Annotated in this window: 14 protein-coding genes; 3 read left to right on the plus strand and 11 right to left on the minus strand. The window is 59.3% G+C overall.

What is annotated here, in order from left to right; translation table 11 throughout:
• Positions 1 to 3: 3 nt before the first annotated feature.
• Genes O9X91_RS17075 through O9X91_RS17085 form a run of 3 tightly spaced genes read right to left on the minus strand, consistent with a single transcriptional unit; the run spans position 4 to position 2,950 of the window.
• Positions 4 to 1,176, minus strand: a complete 1,173-nt coding sequence (locus O9X91_RS17075) for a glycoside hydrolase family 88 protein (RefSeq protein ID WP_142913369.1) — start codon at positions 1,174 to 1,176, stop codon at positions 4 to 6.
• Between the two features lie 4 nt (positions 1,177 to 1,180).
• On the minus strand, positions 1,181 to 2,017 hold the full coding sequence (locus tag O9X91_RS17080; RefSeq protein ID WP_142913370.1) for a carbohydrate ABC transporter permease: 837 nt from the start codon (positions 2,015 to 2,017) through the stop codon (positions 1,181 to 1,183).
• A 3-nt stretch (positions 2,018 to 2,020) separates the two neighbouring features.
• On the minus strand, positions 2,021 to 2,950 hold the full coding sequence (locus O9X91_RS17085) for a carbohydrate ABC transporter permease (protein WP_202048328.1): 930 nt from the start codon (positions 2,948 to 2,950) through the stop codon (positions 2,021 to 2,023).
• Positions 2,951 to 3,197: 247 nt separating this feature from the next.
• On the opposite strand from O9X91_RS17085, the gene O9X91_RS17090 reads away from it, so the two are divergent.
• The gene (locus O9X91_RS17090; protein ID WP_142913371.1) at positions 3,198 to 4,985 is read left to right on the plus strand and encodes a heparinase II/III domain-containing protein; all 1,788 of its coding nucleotides are present in this window, start codon (positions 3,198 to 3,200) and stop codon (positions 4,983 to 4,985) included.
• A 10-nt stretch (positions 4,986 to 4,995) separates the two neighbouring features.
• Positions 4,996 to 5,793: a carbohydrate-binding protein gene (locus tag O9X91_RS17095; RefSeq protein WP_137412558.1), complete on the plus strand. Its 798-nt coding sequence runs from the start codon at positions 4,996 to 4,998 to the stop codon at positions 5,791 to 5,793.
• A 56-nt stretch (positions 5,794 to 5,849) separates the two neighbouring features.
• On the opposite strand, the gene O9X91_RS17100 is transcribed toward O9X91_RS17095, so the two are convergent.
• The 7 genes from O9X91_RS17100 to O9X91_RS17130 all read right to left on the minus strand — a co-directional run bounded on the left by O9X91_RS17100 (position 5,850) and on the right by O9X91_RS17130 (position 17,590).
• Entirely contained in the window at positions 5,850 to 6,602 is a 753-nt protein-coding gene (locus O9X91_RS17100; protein WP_077984710.1) for a FadR/GntR family transcriptional regulator, read from the minus strand.
• Positions 6,603 to 6,747: 145 nt separating this feature from the next.
• Complete coding sequence (locus tag O9X91_RS17105; RefSeq protein ID WP_142913372.1) at positions 6,748 to 7,758, minus strand: 2-hydroxyacid dehydrogenase; 1,011 nt, start codon at positions 7,756 to 7,758, stop codon at positions 6,748 to 6,750.
• A 60-nt stretch (positions 7,759 to 7,818) separates the two neighbouring features.
• Positions 7,819 to 9,441, minus strand: a complete 1,623-nt coding sequence (locus tag O9X91_RS17110) for an ABC-F family ATP-binding cassette domain-containing protein (RefSeq protein WP_077984712.1) — start codon at positions 9,439 to 9,441, stop codon at positions 7,819 to 7,821.
• 125 nt (positions 9,442 to 9,566) lie between these two features.
• Complete coding sequence (locus O9X91_RS17115) at positions 9,567 to 10,805, minus strand: vWA domain-containing protein (RefSeq protein ID WP_137412556.1); 1,239 nt, start codon at positions 10,803 to 10,805, stop codon at positions 9,567 to 9,569.
• Between the two features lie 168 nt (positions 10,806 to 10,973).
• Positions 10,974 to 11,852: a transglutaminase family protein gene (locus O9X91_RS17120; protein WP_077984714.1), complete on the minus strand. Its 879-nt coding sequence runs from the start codon at positions 11,850 to 11,852 to the stop codon at positions 10,974 to 10,976.
• A gap of 4 nt (positions 11,853 to 11,856) precedes the next feature.
• The gene (locus O9X91_RS17125) at positions 11,857 to 14,262 is read right to left on the minus strand and encodes a circularly permuted type 2 ATP-grasp protein (RefSeq protein WP_142913373.1); all 2,406 of its coding nucleotides are present in this window, start codon (positions 14,260 to 14,262) and stop codon (positions 11,857 to 11,859) included.
• Position 14,263: 1 nt separating this feature from the next.
• Positions 14,264 to 17,590 carry a transglutaminase family protein gene (locus O9X91_RS17130; RefSeq protein ID WP_142913374.1) on the minus strand — a complete coding sequence of 1,109 codons (3,327 nt, stop codon included), beginning with the start codon at positions 17,588 to 17,590 and terminating at the stop codon, positions 14,264 to 14,266.
• Between the two features lie 292 nt (positions 17,591 to 17,882).
• On the opposite strand from O9X91_RS17130, the gene O9X91_RS17135 reads away from it, so the two are divergent.
• Complete coding sequence (locus tag O9X91_RS17135) at positions 17,883 to 19,691, plus strand: ABC transporter ATP-binding protein/permease (RefSeq protein WP_077984717.1); 1,809 nt, start codon at positions 17,883 to 17,885, stop codon at positions 19,689 to 19,691.
• A gap of 31 nt (positions 19,692 to 19,722) precedes the next feature.
• On the opposite strand, the gene O9X91_RS17140 is transcribed toward O9X91_RS17135, so the two are convergent.
• Complete coding sequence (locus O9X91_RS17140) at positions 19,723 to 19,917, minus strand: hypothetical protein (RefSeq protein WP_269834333.1); 195 nt, start codon at positions 19,915 to 19,917, stop codon at positions 19,723 to 19,725.
• Between the last annotated feature and the right edge of the window lie 86 nt (positions 19,918 to 20,003).

The following is a 20,003-nucleotide window of genomic DNA, read 5'->3' on the forward strand; positions in this document are numbered from 1 at the left end:
CGCTCACCAATAGGAAGACCAGTTGCGCGAAAGCCGGATCAGCGCTTCCAGATAATAATAATCGCCCCAGGAGACGCACTCATCGACGCCTTCGCCCCGGCAGGTGTTGTGGGGCGTCTTCTTGGAATAGGTGCCGTGCAGAAGCTGCCCGTTGGAGATCGCGGGATCGCGAACCGAATAGAGATCGGCGAGGCTTTTCATCATGCGCCTTGCCAGGTCGCGATATTCCGCGGCCTTTTCCGGCGTTTCCAGCTCCGCCATTTCCAGCAGGCCGCAGGCGACGATGGCCGCCGCCGAGCTGTCGCGCGGTTCGCCATCGCCATCCGCAAAAATCAGGTCCCAATAGGGTACGAGATCATCGGGCAGGCGTTTAAGATAGAAGGCGAGAAGCCGCTCGAAGGTGTCGCGATAGGCGGGCAGACGCTCATAACGATAGGAAATGGCCATGCCGGCGATGCCCCAGGCCTGTCCACGGGCCCAGTAACTCTCGTCGCTGTAACCCTGCTTGGTCACACCGCGCACCGGCGCGCCGGTCTCCGGGTCCATGTAAAATGTATGATAGGTGGAATCGTCCGGCCGGACGGAATGGGCAAGTGTGGTGCGGGCATGGGCAAGCGCCACGGTGCGGTAGTCTTCCCGGCCTGTTTCACGGCTCGCCCAATAAAGCAGCGGCAGGTTCAAAAGGCAGTCGATAATGTAGCGATATTCGTTGGGATTGTCCCTGCGGCCCCAGGCCTGGATGAATTGCCCGACCGGCTGGAACCGTTCCATCAACTGGTCCGCCGCCATCAGCGCCGCGCGTCTTCCATCCTCATCGGCCACCAGTTTCCATGCGGCGATGCAGGAGGGCGAGTAGAGAAAGCCCATATCGTGATGATCGGTCTCGATGCGCTTTTCGATACGGTGCAGGAAGCTCTGCACCTGTATTTGCGCCGCATGCTGAAAGGTCCTGTCGCCGGTATGTTCGAAGGCGAGCCATATCTGGCCGGGCCAGAAACCGGCGGTCCACTGGTCGTTGGCCACTGCGGGGTAAAAATTCTTCACGCTCGAATGGTTCTGCGCGGCATAGGTGAACTCAGGCAGATTGCGCCTGACCTGCGCGACGGCGGCCGTCAGCGCTACGTCGATTTCCGCTGCGGTGATCGGGGTTGGAAGGGACGTGGTCAAATCGAGCATGAAATCAACCCTTGAGGCCGGTGGAGGCGACGCCTTCGACGAAGAAGCGCTGCAATGCCAGGAAAACGACGAGAACCGGGATGAGCGCCACCACCGAGGCGGCCATGATCAGCCCGTATTCCGCCGAATATTGCGAAATGAACATGCGAAGACCGATCTGGATGGTCTTCAGCTCGGTCTTGGTGAGATAGATCATCGGCCCGAGAAAATCGTTCCAGGTCGTGACGAAGGTGAAGATCGTCAAGGTGGAAAGCGCCGGTTTGGAAAGCGGCAGCATGATCTTCGCCCAGATCTGGTACTCGTTCATGCCGTCGATGCGCGCCGCCTCGCAAAGCTCGTTCGGGATAGACATGTAGAACTGCCGCATCAGGAAGACGCCGAAGGCGGTGAAGGCCTGCAGGAAAATCAGCGCGAGATGGGTGTTGTTGAGCCCGAATTCACGCATCAGCAGAAACTGCGGCACCATATAGACCTGCCAGGGCATGGCGATGGTGGCGATATAGCCGAGAAACAGCGTATTCTTGTAGGGAAAATGCAGCTTGGCGAAGGCGTAGGCCGCGAAGCTTGAGGTCAGCAATTGCAGTAGCGTGACGATGATCGTCAGCTTCGACGTGTTGTAGATGAACAGCGCCAGCGGGATTTTCGTCCAGATTTCCACATAGTTTTCCCAACGGGGCTGGGAGGGTATCCACTCGATCGGGAACGCGAAGACATCGCGGCTGAGTTTCAGCGACGCCGACAGCATCCATGCGAAGGGCAAAAGCATGACGACGGTGACGACGATGACGGTCAGATAGATGCCGATCGTGGCGGCGGGGATTTTGCGGCCCATGATGCGCATGGATCAATCCTCCCGCTGCCGTTTGAACTGGACGATGGTGACCACCAAGACCAGGAAGAACAGGACGAGCGCGATCATGCTGGAATAGCCGAGATCCCAGGAAATGAAGGCCTCATTGTAGATGTGGTAGACGAGAACGAGCGTCGAGGTGCCGGGACCGCCCTGCGTGATCATATAGACCTGATCGAAAACCTTGAAGGACTGGATCGTCAGCATAACGGTGACGAAAAAGGTCGTCGGCGCAAGCTGTGGCAGGGTGACGTGGATGAATTTCTGCCAGGCATTGGCGCCATCTAGCCCCGCGGCTTCATAAAGCTCCGAGTTGATGCCCTGCAGCCCGGCGAGATAGATGACCATGTAATATCCCATGCTCTTCCAGACGCCGAAGAGAATGACCGTGACCATGGCCCAGTGCCGGTCCGCCGCCCATCCCGGCATGTCGGCGGGATCGAGGCCGAGCGTATAGAGCAGCATGTTGACCGGACCCATCTCCGGATTGAAAATCATGTTCCAGACGACGGCCACGGCGACCAATGATGCGACATAGGGAAAGAACATGGCCGTGCGAAAGAAATTGCGGCCGAGGATTTTCTGGTTAAGCAGAATCGCGAGACCGAGTGCGCAGGCGAGCGTGGCCGGCACTGACGCGACGGTGTAGATGACCGTGTTCCAGAAGGCCGCGATGAAGGCCTTATCCTCGAAAAGCCGCCAGAAATTATCGAGACCGGCAAAACGCATGGCATTGGAGCCGTCCCAATGCATGAAGGCCAACGCAAAGGCAAAGAGGATCGGTCCGAGCGTGAAAATCGCAAATCCGAGAAAATTGGGCGCAATGAAGGAATAGGCGACGAGCGCATTTTCTATTCCGCGCCGCCGTTTGGAGACGATGCGGCGTTTTTTCCTGCGATACGGAGTCGCCTGCTTGTCGGACATGGTCGCGGTTGCGATTGCCACAGCATATCTCCCATTGCCGCCGTTTCACCGCTTAATCGGTGGCGGCTGCCTGCATGTTCCATTGCGGTCCAGGTCTTCGCCCTGCCGCCTCCCGCGCTCTGGATAACACAATATCGATATTGGTCAAACAACTTTGAATAAAGTCAGACAAATTTTCTGGTTTTTCGAAAATACGTATGATAGGAGGCCCGTATCGGATTGCGGAACGCGCGGGAGGTTTGAGGGCGTGTTTGTCGAAAGGATGCGTTTTCTGCCAGAGCGGTTCGCCGATTTCGGCGCGGAACTGACGGCGCAGAAAATACGGTCTTCAGCGCCGGGCGCGGTTTCCCGTGGTCTCATCGAGGCGGCGGAGCAGACGCTTGACGAACCTTGGTCCACAATTCTGGCGGGCGACTACCGGGAATATAGCCGCACCGGCAATCGCGATCGTTTCGAGGCGCTTTATTTTTCCCGAAGACTGAAGCTGAACGCGCTGGTTCTTGGAGAATGCGCCGAGGGGCAGGGTCGCTTTCTCGATGCCATCATCGATGGTCTTTGGCTGATATGCGAGGAAAGCGGCTGGCAATTGCCCGCCCATAATTCCCATATTCGCGGCGGCCCGCGAGATTCTCTGCCCGATCCGCAGAACCCGGTGATCGACCTGTTCGCCGCCGAAACGGGCGCCAATCTCGCTTTGTGCCTGCATTTGCTGGCTCCGGAACTGGAAAGAGCGAATGCAAACCTTGTTTTCCGCATCCGCGCCGAGATCGACAGGCGTATCACGAAGCCCTATCTCGCCCGGCATTTCTGGTGGATGGGAAATGGCGACGAACGGATGAACAACTGGACGGCCTGGATCACCCAGAACGTCCTTCTCTCGACCCTGCTATTGCCCATAGACCAGTCGACGAGGCGTGCGGTCGTGGAAAAGGCGCTCAAGAGTCTCGATGCGTTTCAAAAGGATTATGCGGAAGACGGCGCCTGCGAAGAGGGCGTTCTTTATTATGGCCATGCGGCGCTTTGCCTGTTCGGGGCGATGAGCATTCTCGAAGCCTCTGCGCCGGGCTTCATGGCGTCGCTCTTTCATGCGCCGAAGCTGCGCAGCATGGCCGAATTCATTCTCAACATGCACGTGGCGGAAGACCGGTTCTTCAACTTCGCCGATGCGCCGGCGAAGGTCGAGACATCCGGCGTGCGGGAATATCTCTTCGGCAGGGCCGTTTCTTCGCTACCGCTTCAGGCTTTCGCTGCCGCCTGCTGGAACCGCTCACCGGACCGGATGATGTGCAAGGAGTGGAATCTCTGGTATCGGGTCCAGGCAGTTCTCGCCATCCCGGAATTGTCCGCGCCTGTCCCGGCGGAACCGGCAAAGATCGATATCGCCTATCCCGGTATCGGTCTGGCGATTGCCCGCGACGGGGTTTTCGATCTTGCCGTTAAGGCGGGTAATAATGGTGAGAGCCACAATCACAACGATGTCGGCAGTTTCACGCTTTATAAGAACGGCCGACCGTTCATCATCGATGTCGGGGTGGAAGCCTACACCGCAAAAACCTTCTCACCGCAACGCTACGACATCTGGACGATGCAATCGGCCTTTCACAATCTGCCGACTTTCGGCGGCGTCATGCAGGCTGCCGGGGCAGAGTTTGCCGCGACAGATTTTGCGACCGAATTTTCCGAAGAGCAGGCGGAAGTCTCTTTTGACATAGCCAGGGCCTATCCCGCCATGGCGCGTGTTGAACACTATCGTCGCCGCGTCCGATTGCTGCGTGGCAGCCATGTGGAAGTCGTTGACGACTATCACGGCGGGCAGGAGGCGGTTCTGTCGCTGATGGTTGCCGAAAAGCCCGCTGTCACGCCGGGTGTCCTGAACTTTGCGGGGCTGGGAGAGATAGCCTGCGAAGGCGCGGGAGAACCCGCAATCGAAGCCATAACAATCGACGATGCCCGCCTTCGCCAGTCCTGGCCCCCGGTAATCTATCGCATTCTCATCCCCATCGCAGCCCAGCGTCTGTGCCTGACGATCAGTTAAGGAAGTGCCGATGAAACTTACACTCAAGGTCGTCAATGCGCTGGGTGATGTTCTGGCGAAAGCCGAAGCGGAGGACGAAGCTCTGCTCGTTTATCGCGCAGAATATTGCGAGGGTGACAGGATTGTCGTTGAGATTTCACAGCCCGGTCATATCTGGCTTGCGCTCGACGCCGGCATGCAGCCGACGCTGGTTTTCCTGCACGGAAATGAATTCACCCTGCCCATTCCTTCCGCGGCGAAACGCAAATCCTATCCGCCGCAGGCGTTCAGCGGCAATCTTCACAGGATCGCCGCGCGCCGCACACTTGCCGGTGAAATTGGAGTTCGCAGGAATCTGGCGCTCAACCCGTTTGACGATCATGAGAACACCTCGCTGTTTCCGCACGTTTATGCGAGCACGGAAACGCGTGGGGAGGCGGCCTTCGCAGCCCGCAATGTTATCGATGGTGAAAAGGCGAGCGCGGGCCACGGCTTCTGGCCCTATACAAGCTGGGGCATCAACCGCGATCCCGAAGCTTCGCTGACCCTCGTATTCGGCCGCGCAGTCCTTATCGACCAGCTGACTTTTTACCTGCGGGCAGACTTCCCACACGATGCCTGGTGGGAAAAAGCGAGCGTCACTTTTTCCGACGGCGAAAGTGCGAGCTTTTCCCTGCAGAAAACCGGTGTGGCCCAAACCTTCCCGGTTGTGCCGCGCCGGGTGGAGTGGATCCGTCTGCATGATCTTAAAAAAGCGGACGACCCTTCGCCCTTTCCCGCGCTGACGCAGATCGAGGTCTGGGGGGCGGATCTGCGGGAAGCGCCGTAGCCCCTGATCGCGCCTTTCAGAACACAAAGCTACGACCCGGGTTTACGTGAAATCCTTTAGCTGTGTGCGATGCCGCGCATGTCGCGCATCATGTCGCGGTAACGGTGCTGGCTGCCGCGCAGATGCGCTTGCATCGCCAGCTTTGCGGCTTGTTCGTTCCGGTCCGATATGGCGATGACGATTGCCTCGTGCTCCTTGTGGATCAATCGCCGGTAAGCTGTCTGGTCGTTCTCGCCGGTTTCGGAAACCACGCGCGATTGTGGAATCACTGTCTGGCCGTGCAGTTCGAGGAACTGTGTGAAAAGCGGATTGTTGGTGGCGGCCGCAATGGCAAGATGCAGCGCCAGATCCGCCTCACGAATGGAGCGGTTCTCCTCGATACATTGCAGAAGCCGGGCGTGACAGTCGAAAATCGCTTCCTCCTGCGATGGCGAGCGGCGGAGGGCGGCGAGCCCCGCCGCTTCGATTTCAAGCGGCGTCCTGATTTCCAGCACCTCCAGATCGGAAGAAAGCCGGGCGCGGTCAACACCGGGTGTGGGTGACGTGTCCTTTTCATGCTTCAGTACGAAAATGCCCGCTCCCTGACGCACCTCCACCAGTCCGTCGCAGCGTAGCGCCGTCACCGCCTCGCGCACGACGGTGCGGCTGACGCCATGGGTTTCCGTCATCTCGATCTCGCTGGGCAGGCGGTCGCCGGGCCCATATTGCCCGGAGGCAATCGCGTTTCTCAGGCTGAGGCTAACTCTGCTCACCAGAGAACCGGAGGATTTGCTGCGCTGTTTTTGCTGTTCAGGCACGTCGGTCACCATGCATTGAAATCGAGGCAGGCGTGGAGCCTGTCAAATATGTATGATGAATTTCATTAAAACTCAATGATCATACCAATTTTACCCGCCCTCATGCAGAGGAGGCGCAGAATGGTACTAAAAATCTTCCCGATTCTGACCGGAGACACTAGGCCGGGCCAGCAAACTGTTCCGTGGAAACGGCATGCAACGCCCTGCCGGTCCTGAAAAAGCTCTCGATATTGCCGATCGTGGTGTCCGCGATATTTTTGAGCGCCTCCTGCGTGAAGAAGCCCTGATGACCGGTGACCAGAACATTTGGAAAGGTCAGCAGTCGCGCGAAAACATCGTCGCGCAGCACCTCGTTGGAAAGATCCTCGAAAAAGAGATCGGCCTCTTCTTCATAGACATCGATGCCGAGACTGCCGATCGTGCCGTCTTTCAGGCCTGCAATTGCCGCCTGCGTGTCGATGATGGCGCCGCGGCTGGTATTGACGAGCATCACGCCCTTTTTCAGAAGCGGCAGCGTCTCTCCACGAATAAGGTGACGGGTCTCCGGTGTGAGCGGGCACATCAGCGCCAAAATGTCCGATGTTCGGAACAGCTCCTCGCGCGTGACGTAGACCATGCCCAGCGCCTCGCAATCCGGATTTGGCCGTAGATCGTGGCCGACGAGACGGCAGCCGAAGCCGGCCGCAATGCGCGCGAAAATCGCCCCGATCTTGCCCGTGCCGACAATGCCGACGGTCTTCCCGTGAAGATCGAAGCCAAGCAGGCCATCGAGGGCGAAGTTTCCTTCGCGGACACGGTTATAGGCGCGGTGGATCTTGCGGTTGAGCGACAGGATGAGCGCCATGGTGTGTTCGGCGACCGCATAGGGCGAATAGGCTGGCACGCGCGCAACGGTCAGGCCGAGCTTTTCGGCGGCGGCGAGATCGACCTGATTGAAACCGGCGCAGCGCAGGGCGATGAGCCGGACACCCATTTCCGCAAGCTTTTCAAGCACGGGCCGCGACAGGTCGTCATTAACAAAGGCGCAGATCGCCGCCGCTCCCTCCGCCAGCGCAACTGTCTCTGGAGACAGACGTGCTTCGCAATATAGCATCCGCATGTCAGCGTGGGCTGCAGCGTCAAGGAACTGCCTGTCATAGGGTTTGGCGCTGTAGACCACGATCCGCATCTGTTTCTCCAGTCTCCAAACGAAAGCTGCCGTGACAGGGCGATGCGTCCGGCAGATATCTTAGCTGCGAAGACCCGGTGCCTCCTGTCCCGTGCTTTCGACATATTCGGTATAGCCGCCGCCATATTGGTGGATACCGTCAGGCGTCAGTTCCAGCACCCGGTTCGAAAGTGCGGCCAGGAAATGGCGGTCGTGCGAAACGAACAGCATCGTGCCTTCATAATTTGACAGAGCCTTGATCAGCATTTCCTTGGTGTCGAGATCTAGATGGTTGGTCGGCTCGTCCAGCACGAGGAAGTTCGGCGGATCGAACAGCATGGCGGCCATGACGAGGCGGGCCTTTTCGCCGCCGGAAAGAACACGGCAACGTTTTTCCACGTCGTCGCCGGAAAAGCCGAAACAGCCGGCAAGGGCGCGCAACGGCGCCTGCCCCGCCTTCGGAAAACGCTCCTCCAGCCATTCGAGAATGGTGCTGTCGCCATCAAGCACATCCATGGCATGCTGGGCGAAATAGCCGAGCTTGACGCTGGCGCCGAGGGTGACATTGCCGGAATCCGGTTCCGCCGTGCCGGTCACCAGCTTCAGCAGCGTCGATTTTCCGGCGCCGTTGATGCCCATGATGCACCAGCGTTCCTTGCGCCGCACCATGAAATCGAGCTCGTCGTAGATCGTGCGGCTGCCATAGGTCTTGTTGACCTTCTTCAGCGCCACGACATCCTCGCCTGAGCGAGGAGCGGGCGCAAATTCGAAAGCAACCGTCTGACGCCGTTTTGGCGGCTCGACGCGGTCAATCTTCTCGAGTTTCTTCACACGGCTCTGCACCTGCGAGGCGTGCGAAGCGCGGGCCTTGAAGCGTTCGATGAACTTGATTTCCTTGGCGAGCATAGCCTGCTGGCGCTCGAACTGCGCCTGCTGCTGCTTTTCGTTCTGCGCGCGCTGCTGCTCGTAAAAGCCGTAGTCACCGGAATAGGTGGTGAGATTGCCGGCATCGATTTCGATGATCTTGGTGACGATGCGGTTCATGAATTCGCGGTCATGCGAGGTCATAAGCAGCGCGCCGTCGTAGTTCTTCAGGAAGTCTTCGAGCCAGATCAGGCTTTCGAGATCGAGATGGTTCGACGGTTCGTCGAGCAGCATCACGTCAGGGCGCATGAGAAGAATACGGGCAAGCGCCACGCGCATCTTCCAGCCGCCGGAAAGCTTGGAAACATCGCCGTCCATCATTTCCTGGCTGAAGCTCAAGCCATCCAACACCTCACGCGCACGGCCTTCCAGCGCGTAGCCGTCCAGCTCCTCATAACGCGCCTGCACTTCGCCGTAACGTTCGATGATGGCGTCCATCTCGTCCATCCGGTCGGGGTCGGACATGGCGGCTTCCAGTTCCCGAAGCTCCGCCGCCACTTCGCTGACGGGGCCTGCCCCTTCCATGACTTCCGCGACGGCCGAGCGGCCGGACATTTCACCGACATCCTGATCGAAATAACCGACCGTCATGCCCTTTTCAACGACGACCTGGCCCTCGTCGGGCTGCTCTTCGCCGGTGATCATCCGGAACAGCGTGGTCTTGCCGGCGCCATTCGGGCCGACAAGGCCGATCTTCTCGCCGCGATTGAGCGCGGCGGAAGCCTCGATATAGAGAATGCGGTGACTGTTCGACTTGCTGATGTTTTCGATGCGGATCATGACAGGGCCTGTGAATGGGAGCGGCCCTCCTATGCCACGGGCCGCCGCCGCTGTCACCTGCCGGACGTGTCGTGTCAGCCATGCAGCCGACAAGATGCTCCGGAGAAGCCGCTCCGGAAACAGAATCAGTTGGTAAGCGTGGCCATGCTGCCGGCAGCCTTGCGGGCGATTTCGCCAAAGGCTGTGACGATCTGTTCCATGTTTTCCGGCGCGTAATAATTGTCAGCGCTCGATGCACAATATTGCAACAGCGACTTGCCCCTGTCCGGCGCCATGAAGGCGACGCTGAAAATCTTGATCCCGTCTTTCTTGGCGGTCTCGCAGGTGGTGCGTACCGACTGGTCGATGCTGGAGTTCCACGAGGCGCTGTTGCCCGTCATTTCGCCGTCGGTCATGAGAACAATGTAGCGCTCGAACGATTCACTGCCTTTGTCTTTATGTGCTTTCGCTTCGGTGGTGTTGGATTTTTTAAGGGCGTTATAAGCGGCGTTCAGGCTGCTGCGGGCATCTGTGCCTCCGGTAGGGAATTCCGGGATTTGCTTGTCAACGTAGCTGACAACGCTGCCCGTACCCCAGCTGATGGGCTGGGCCGCATAGGTCTCATGCGTATAGACCGAGGCGCCTGTTCGGACGAGCTCTGAACCGCCGTTAGCCGTGTAGGTCGGGTCAGCCTTGTTCAATGTTGCGACGAGGAACCCAACGGCCGTTTTGAGCGAGGTGGCCTTGTTGATGTAGCAAGGGCTGGATGTGGCCCTCGCTTCGCTGCTACCCCAATTGTCTGCCGTATAAACCGGGCACGATTTTTTTGCGGTATTGATGGTATCCGTCTTGAATGACATCGAACCGGAACGGTCAAGTGCCAGATACATGGAGATCGGTGCGCCCTTGTTGACGGTGCTTTTTGCGGTGCCGGTGACCGAAAGATCGAGCGTTTTTGCGCCAATGAATCCCAGGAGCGGATTGAGTTCTATCCGACGGTTGATCGTGGTCTCGACGGTGTAGGTCTTGCCGCGGGCATTTTCCGTCGTCGCAATGCTGGTCGGAGAATTCTGCTCCAGTTCCTTTTTCTCTTCCTCGGTCAGGCTCTTTTCCATCTGGGCGGCGATGAAGTTCTTGGCGATTTCCTTGATCTGCTCGTCCGTCATATCGCCCATTTTCAAACGGGCCTCGGTCGCCGCCGCAAGGGCCGCCGAATCCGCGGTATTCTGCATATCCGCTTTCACCTGCATCACATTCGCCAACTCCATGCCGGCGCCGGCAAAACCCAGCAGGACCGGCAGCAGGATGGCCGTCATCATGCCGAAATTGCCGCTGGTATCGGCAAGAAAACGGCGCTTGGGTTTTTGATGTGCAGAGGCGGTCATGACGGGCTCACAGATTAGAATATTCGACTGAGCACAGAAAAGCCGCAAACGATGTAAAATCCGCTAACGTGATCGGTTCAATTTTACACAGTGTTCACATTGGAGCAGTTTTCGAAGTATTTTCAAGAATTGTCTGGCGCGATGGCCGCAATAATACACATCGTGTCATTATTGGACGGGGATGACGTCGACGGCCTGTTTTATCTGCTGGTTGCCATAGCTCTTCAAGACACCGATCACCGGGGCGACATCGGAATAGTCCCGGCCGTAACCGACAACGATATGGTCGCTTCCGGCGACGATATCATTGGTGGGATCGAGTTCCAGGTAACCGGCCGCTTCTCCGCACCAGACGCGAACCCAGGCATGCATTGCATCGGCGCCTTCAAGCCGTTCCTTGCCCGGTGGCGGAATGGTGCGCAGGAAACCGCTGACATAACCGGCGGGAATGCCGAGGCTGCGCAGCGCCATGATCATGATATGCGAAAAATCCTGGCACACGCCGCGCTTCAGCTTGAAGGCTTCCGATGGCGTCGTATCGACGGTCGTCGCCTCGCCGTCATAGGTAAAGTCCTTGTGGATGCGTTTGCATAGAGAGAGCGCGATCTCGCGAATGGTCATTCCGGGTTTCAGCAATTCCCGGGCATAGGCGGATATTGTTGCGTCCATTCCGATCCTCGGGCTCGCACCGATGAAGTGGTGCGGCGACTGGAAATCGAGCGACCAGACATCTGCCAGGTCCTGCGGCAGGCGGGAAAGCTCGGGCGAGAAATCCGCCGTCAGCGCCGGCGCCTCCACCATCACGCGGGCCTGCATGCGGATATCCAGCTTCTCATGCGGTGCGCGCAGATGCACTGACGTGGCCGATTGATGAAAGAAATCCTCGAAGGTGGCACGTTCTTCCGGCACAGGCGAAACATCGATGGAGCCGGCGACAAGCCGCTGCCGGCCGGGGATGGAGAGCGGGAGAACGCGGATGATGTGGCGCGCGCCGTGGGCCAGCGTGTCATAAGTGTAACCCATATGCAGGGAAAGATCGTAAAGCATAGGATTATCCGAGATAGGTCCGGGCCAGAACATCGGAGAGATGTTCCATGTCGGTTTCGAGCTGGCGATAGATCGCGCCGTTCATGTTTTCCGGCGTCATGACCGCAAGCCCGGAATGCAGGCGCATCGCCTCGCGGTAGAAGGGCGACATCTGACCGTTGACGAAGGCGTTTGGAAGCTGCTCCACCTCGGTGCGGATCTCGTTCAGCTGGAACAGGATCGAGCGGGGATTGAGCGGGTCGAGCGCCAGAAGATCGGTCACGGTCAGGCCGGCCGTATTGACGTTGTAGCGGCGGCGATGGGTCATGACGCTGTCGCCGATTTCAAGCAGCATGTCATAGGAGCCGTCAGGCGCGTCCGGGCCGGTCATATGGCCGAGAAGACGCGTCATATGCAGGCCGCGCTCCAGGTAACGGCCGATCGACAGGAAACGCCAGCCGGTGAAGCGATACATGTTTTCGTGCACGAGACCGGCAAAGCCTGCAAGCTTGCGCAAAAGGATCGTCATGGCATGGGTAGCGTCGTCGCCGGGGGCCACTTTCGCGTGGAAACGGCGGGCGGTCTTGGCAAGGTCGTTCAGCGCCAGCCACCCGTCCGGCGAAAAGCGGTCGCGAATGTTGCTGGCGGAATAAAGCGCGCTGTTGATGTTGTTCAGCAGGCTTTCCGGCACGGCATCGTTCATCTCCACATCGAGCGTTTCGAGATAGCGTGTCACATGCGCGAGCAGCGGCTGGCGCGGATCGGCGGATTCGGCATAACGCCCGTGCCAGGCGCGCAGGATGCGCAGGGCGCCTTCCGAACGCTCGATATAACGCCCGAGCCAGAACAGATTGTCGGCTGCGCGGCTCGGCAGGCTGCCCGGCATATTGCGGGTGAAGCTCTCTTCCGCCGGCAGAAGCGTGGTGCGCTCCACAGGTCTGTCGCTGACGATCCAGACATCGGCAGCGCTGCCGCCCGATTGCATGGCGATGGCAGACACATCGTCGCCGCTGCCGATCCGTGCGAAGCCGCCCGGCATGATCTGCCAGCCGTCCTGGGTGCGCGCAGCAAAAACGCGAAGGCTCATCGGGCGCGGCACGAGCTTGTTGTCGATATAGGCCGGGGTGGTTGAGAGCTTCACCACTTCCTGGCCCACCAGCCTGTGGCCGTCGGAGGTAAGCCAGTCGCTGATCGATTCCTTTGCAGTTTCTCTCAGGGAAGAGCCGAGCACGGACTGGCCGTTGTCGTCGAAGAAGGGAAGCCGGGAATAGGCAGGCCCGATGACCATGCCTTCGATATTGCCGGCGACATGGCGGCGTTCGGCTTCCTGACCGCACCACCAGGTGGCGATGGATGGCAGTTTCAGCTCCTCGCCCAGAATGTGGCGGCAGATGCGCGGCATGAAGGCGAGCAGCGCCCTGGTTTCGAGAATGCCGCTGCCGAGCGCGTTGACGATGGTGAGCGCCTCATTGCGCAGCGCCTGCACCATGCCGGGCGTGCCGATATGGGAGTGCTGGTTGAGTTCCAGAGGGTCGGAATAGGAGGCGTCGAGACGCCGCCACAGAACGCCGATCGGTTTTAGCCCGGCCACGGTTCTGACCATGACGCGGCCGTTGACGACGGTGAGGTCCTCGCCTTCCAGCAACATGAAGCCGAGATAACGGGCGATATAGGCGTGTTCGAAATAGGTTTCGTTGGCGGGACCGGGCGTCAGCACGGCGATCCGGTCATCGGGGTACTTTCTTTGCGCCTGCAGCGCGTCGCGGAAAGCACCGAAAAACGAGGCGAGACGGTGGACATGGGTTTCCGCATAGATATCGGAAAGCGCGCGAGTGGTCGCCACCCGGTTTTCGAGAGCAAAACCGGCGCCGGACGGTGCCTGCGTGCGGTCAGCCAGTACCCACCAGTTGCCGTCAGGTCCGCGGCCGATCTCGAAGGAACAGAAATGCAGATAGTGGCCGGTTGCCGGTTTCACGCCGACCATGGGCCTTAGAAATTCCGGATTGGAGGCAATCAGCGCTGGCGGCACATAACCTTCCTTCACCAGCCGGTTCTCGCCGTAAAAATCGGCAACCATGGCTTCGAGAAGATTGGCGCGCTGCTTCAGTCCTTCGGAAAGTACCGTCCATTCCCTGTCGTCGATCAGGACCGGAATATGCGAGATCGGCCAGTTTCTTTCGCTGCTGCCCTTGCCGTAGTCGCGGTAGAACACGCCGGCGTCGCGCAGATAGCGGTCGGTGCGGGCAAAGCGCTCGTGCAATTCCCGTTCCGACATGCGCGACAGGGCGTCGAGCAGGGTCTTCCAGACCGGCCTGACCTTGCCATTGGTATCGAGCATTTCGTCGGCAACGCCCGGCAAGGGGGAATATTCAAGCCCGCGTGGTTGCGCGCCTGTTTCCGTCTTGCGTTCCGTTGCCGGGGCTTTGGACAATTTACACTCCGTAAGGCCGACGCAGATCGAGCGTCAGCGGAAATTCTGGCGACACGGTTTCCGCCATCAGCGGATATTGCCCGGCCGTATGCCCCCATGGTTCGAAACGGGCGAGGCGGCGTGCCTCGGCCTCATTGCCGTTGACGGGAAACGTCTCGTAATTGCGCCCGCCCGGATGAGCAACATGATAGATGCATCCGCCGATCGATCGCCTCGACCATGTATCATAAATGTCAAAGGTCAAGGGTGAATTGACGGGCAGGACGGGATGCAGGCCGGAAGAGGGCTGCCACGCCTTGAAGCGCACGCCGGCCACCGCGACACTGCGGTTTTCCGTTGGTGTCATCGGCACGGCGCGTCCGTTGCAAGCGACGGTGTAACGAGAAGGGTTGGAGGTTTCCAGCCGCACCTGCAGGCGCTCCACGGAGCTGTCGACAAAACGCACGGTGCCGCCGATCGCGCCCTGTTCGCCCATCACATGCCAGGGTTCCAGCGCCTGGCGCAGCTCAAGCTTCGCACCCTCGTATTCCACCTCGCCGAAGAAGGGGAAACGGAATTCCTGCTGGGCGGTGAACCATTCCGGCTTGAGGTCGAAACCGTTTTCTCTGAGGTCCGCAAGCACATCGAGAAAATCCGCCCAGATATAATGCGGCAGCATGAAGCGGTCGGCGAGCGCCGTACCCCAGCGCACGAATTTGCCGGCGGCCGGATTTTTCCAGAAGCGGGCGATGAGGGCGCGCACCAGCAATTGCTGGGCAAGCGACATGCGCGCGTTCGGCGGCATTTCGAAACCGCGAAATTCCACCAGTCCGAGGCGCCCGGTCGGCCCGTCGGGTGAAAACAGCTTGTCGATGCAGATTTCGGCCCGGTGGGTGTTACCCGTCACATCCGTCAGCAGATTGCGGAACAGCCGGTCGACCAGCCATGGCAGAGGTGGAACGCCCTCACCGGGGGCAGGCACCTGCGCCAGCGCAATTTCCAGTTCGTAGAGACTGTCGTGGCGGGCCTCGTCGATGCGCGGCGCCTGACTTGTGGGGCCGATGAACAGGCCGGAAAAGAGGTAGGAGAGTGAGGGATGCCGCTGCCAGTGCAGCACGAGGCTTTTGAGAAGATCGGGCCGGCGCAGGAAGGGGCTGTCATTAGGGTTTGCCCCACCGACAACCACATGATTGCCGCCGCCGGTGCCGGTATGGCGGCCGTCGATCATGAATTTGTCGGCGCCGAGACGCGACTGGCGCGCCTCCTCATAGACTGCCGTGGTGATATTGACGCAATCTTTCCAGCTCGAAGCGGGGTGGATGTTGACCTCGATCACACCGGGATCGGGCGCGACGCGGATAACATTGAGGCGTTCGTCATGCGGCGGTGCATAACCCTCGATATGGACGGGCAGTCCAAGCTCTGTGGCAGCCGCTTCCGCTGCCGCGATCAGTTCGAGATAATCCTCGATGCGCTCGACCGGCGGCATGAAAACGCAAAGCCTTCCGTCACGCGGTTCCACTGACATGGCGGTGCGCACCGCGCCGCCGATTTCACCAAGCGTCTGCTCTATGCGCTCCTGCCCGGCCACTTCGCTTGCCTGGAACGAGGCTTCGGGCATGGCGCGACCGGAGGGCGTCAAGACATCGGGAAGCGGGCCCCTGGGGATAGAAGGGTCGGCCTCATGGATATAGGGATAGGCCGACGGCGGCACATAGGGCAGGGTGCCGAGCGGCAGGCGGTAACCGACCGGGCTGTCGCCCGGAACGAGAAAAATCTTGCCGCGCCGCGTCTTCCATTTTTCGCTGATCCAGCGTTCGCCGGCGGCGCGCGCATTCCATGCCTGTACCGGCAGGATGTAGCCGGTGGGCGTCGTCAAACCGCGTTCGAAGACGCGGGCGATACGGTTGCGCTCTTCCGGATCCTTCAGTCTGGAATTGGACGGGTCGACATTGTCGGGCAGGCTGCCTTCCTTGATGATCCATTCGGCCGGATCCTCATAGGCTGGCAGCACCAGATCAGGCTCAATGCCGAGCTGGGTGGCTATACCACCCAATAGCTTCTGTGCATCTTCGGCCTTGACGCCCGTATCTGCGCCTTCCTCCGCAATCAAGGCCGGGTTCTGCCAGATCGGCAGTCCGTCCTTCCGCCAGTAGAGCGAAAAGGTCCAGCGCGGCAGGGTTTCGCCCGGATACCATTTCCCCTGCCCGTAATGCAGAAAGCCGCCCGGTGCGAAACGCTCACGCAGGCGGCGGATCAGGGCGTCGGCCTTTTCACGCTTTGTCGGCCCGACTGCGCCGGTGTTCCATTCGTCGGATTCGAAATCGTCGATGGAAACGAAGGTCGGCTCGCCGCCCATGGTCAGCCGGACGTCATGGCTGTTCAGAACGCCGTCGACCGCTTCACCGAGCGCGTTGAGCTCCTCCCAGCTTTCATCCGAAAAGGGTTTGGTGATACGCGGTGTCTCGGCAACACGCCGGACCTGCATGTCGAAGGCGAATTCGGTATTGGCGTGGCCGAAATAACCGCCGGAAATCGGTGCGGCATTGCGATAATGCGGCGTCGCGGCCAGCGGAATATGGCTTTCACCTGTCAGAAGCCCGGAGGTCGGGTCAAGCCCGATCCAGCCGGCGCCGGGCATATAGACCTCGGCCCAGGCGTGAAGATCGGTGAAGTCCACTTCGGTGCCGGATGGGCCATCCAGCGCCTTGAGATCGGGAGTAAGCTGAATGAGATATCCCGACACGAAGCGGGCGGCGAGGCCAAGATGCCGCAGAACCTGCACGAGCAGCCAGCTCGTATCGCGGCAGGAGCCCTTGCCGGAAGCGAGCGTCTCCTCCGGCGTCTGGACGCCGGGTTCCATGCGGATGACGTAACCGATCTCCTGTTGCAGGCGGGCATTGAGGCCAACGACCATGTCCACAGTCGGTTGCCCCGGCGTGCGGTCGACGGTGGCCATGAAGGCGGCAAGCAGCGGGCCTGTCGGTTCCGGCTTCATGTAGATGGAGAGATCGTCCCGCAATTCCTGCGGATAATCGAACGGCCACTTTGTCGCCTCTTCCTCCACAAAGAAATCGAACGGATTGTAAACCGTCATATCGGCGACAAGATCGACCTCGATCTTAAATTCCGTCGCCGGCTCGGGAAAAACGAAGCGGGCGAGGTAATTGCCGTAAGGATCTTGCTGAAGGTTCACGAAGTGATTGGAGGGCGAAACCTTGAGCGAATGGCTGATGACACGGGTTCTGGAGTGCGAGGCGGGCTTTAATCTTATGATCTGTGGTCCAAGGCGAACAGGATTGTCGTATTTATAATGCGTCAGATGATAGATGCTCGCTTTGATCGCCATTAATCTGCCTTGCCCGGTTTTCCGGCTTATGCGGTTTGTCCGCCCCTCTGAAATTATCCGGATTTTGTGCAATGCAGGAAAAGAAAGCAAGGATCATTTCCGGAAGCGACAGCATTGTTGGGTTAAGCCGCGATATTTGCCCGTGGGAAGAATTGTCTGGGCTTTTCAATCATCGCAGCTGAGATTTCGCCGGGATTGTGGACAAGGTTGAACGGCGTGTTATTGCTTGGCAACGAAAGGCGCAGAATCGCGCCCCGCTTTCTTTGCCGACTGACGTTTCGGAATGGAATGAATGGCAACAACGGTGACCGACGATCAGCGCAAAAGCGCGGCTAATCTTTCGGGTTTCGATCTCGATTTTCCCGCGCAGCTGCGCATGATGGGGCGCGCCTTCTGGACCTCGCCGGTGCGCAATCGGCTGATCTTGCTGTCGATGGCGTTGCTCACGGTAATATTGCTCACCGCTTACGGCCAGATCAGGCTCAATGAATGGAACGCGCCGTTTTACAATGCGCTGGAGCGGCGCGATCTTGCCGCCTTCATTCACCAGCTGGAGGTCTTCGCCATCATCGGGGGGGCGTTGCTTCTCCTCAACGTCATCCAGACCTGGCTGAACCAGATGACGGCGCTGAACATGCGCGAAGGTCTTGCCAAGGATATGGTGGATCAATGGCTGAAACCCGGGCGCGCCGCCCGTCTTGCCGGTTTCGGCACAATTGCGATCAACCCCGACCAGCGCCTGCATGACGATGTCCGCAATCTCGCTGAAAGCAGTACGGCGCTTTCCATCGGGCTCGTCAATGCGACGATCCTGCTCATCAGCTTTATCGGCGTCCTCTGGTCGCTCTCGGCGGGCTTTGCTGTCACCATCGGCGGCGATACCTATGCTATCCCCGGCTACATGGTTTGGGCGGCGATATTTTACGCCGGTTCAGCCTCCCTGCTCAGCAATCTCGTCGGTTATCGGCTGGTTGGACTGAATGCCGAGCGTTACTCCAAAGAAGCGGAGCTTCGCTTCTCGCTGATGCGGGCCAGCGAAAATCTTGCCGCCATTGCCCTTGCGCGCGGTGAAAAGAACGAAAGGCGGCGGATCGGTATCGATGTTGATGCGGTGATTGGCGTCATTCGAGGGCTGGCGATGGCCCTGACAAATCTAACATGGGTTTCGGCGGGATATGGCTGGCTGGCGGTGGTGGCGCCGATTCTGATCGCAGCTCCCGTTTATTTTTCCGGCAATCTGACATTCGGCGGGTTGATGATGGCCGTGGGTGCGTTCAACCAGGTCAACACGGCGCTGCGCTGGTACATCGACAATTTCGGACCGATTGCCAGCTGGAAGGCCACGTTACAGCGCGTTTCGGTGTTCCGTAACGCCCTTATCGAGATGGACAGCGTCGAACAGCACGGCTTGGCGATCGATCTGCAACGCAGCGCGGAGAATGAAAAAATCCGGCTCCAGTCGGTGGTGATCTGCCGCGATGCGGGCGGACAGGATTTGGATCGCGGCTTCCAGCTGCGCGAGAGCGAAGTCACGATCGGGCCGGGCGAACGACTGATGATCAATGGCGAGCAGGGCGTGAACCGAAGGCTGCTTTTTGCGGCCATGGCGGGCCTGTGGCCCTGGGGACAGGGCAGGATAGAGATGCCCGAACAATCTGACACGCTTTTCATCGCCCAGCACGGCTATCTGCCGGCGGGGTCGCTGCGTGAAATCCTCGCCTATCCGCGCGCTCCCCAGCGTTTTGCCGATGCCGATTATATCTCGGCGCTCGCTGCCTGCGGGCTTGGCGAGATGGCGTCCCGTCTCGATGAAAACATTCGCTGGGATAAAAAACTGGATTCAGACGAGCAGGCCAGCATCCGGGTTGCAAACGCCCTGCTGCTGAAGCCGAAATTCCTCGTTATCGATGATTTGCTCGAAGGGTTGGAAAAACAGACGCAGGATACGCTGGCGGAAGTTCTGAACGGGATCGACAGTGCGGCGATCATCTATATCGGCCGCTCCGAAACATTTCTGTCGGTTCTCGCCCCGGCCGTGGCGCATCTCGACCATACCGCGCAGAAGGAAAATATCTCCCCGGCAGACAGCGCTCCGCTATAGGCCGTCGGGCTATGGAGTTGTTCGGAGCGGGCTATAGCCGAAGATGCCATTGATCCGAAGCGAGCCGCGGCTGTTTGACAAGGCTTAGGGTGGTGTCCGGCTCCACCTGCGAACGCAGGGCAAATGTGCCGGTCGCCAGGCTGATGGCGACGACGCTGGCGACCACCAGGACAATACGGTCGTAGCGCTGCTGTATTGCGTTGTTTCCACTCCGGTCATAGGCCATTCGCACGCCCTCGCGTTTTTTGGAATCGTGCCTCATCATGGTTAACCGAAGCTTACGACGGCTCTATGATTCCTTGCTGTTTTGGA

This window comes from Agrobacterium salinitolerans, from assembly GCF_027498475.1.
GTDB lineage: Bacteria > Pseudomonadota > Alphaproteobacteria > Rhizobiales > Rhizobiaceae > Agrobacterium > Agrobacterium salinitolerans.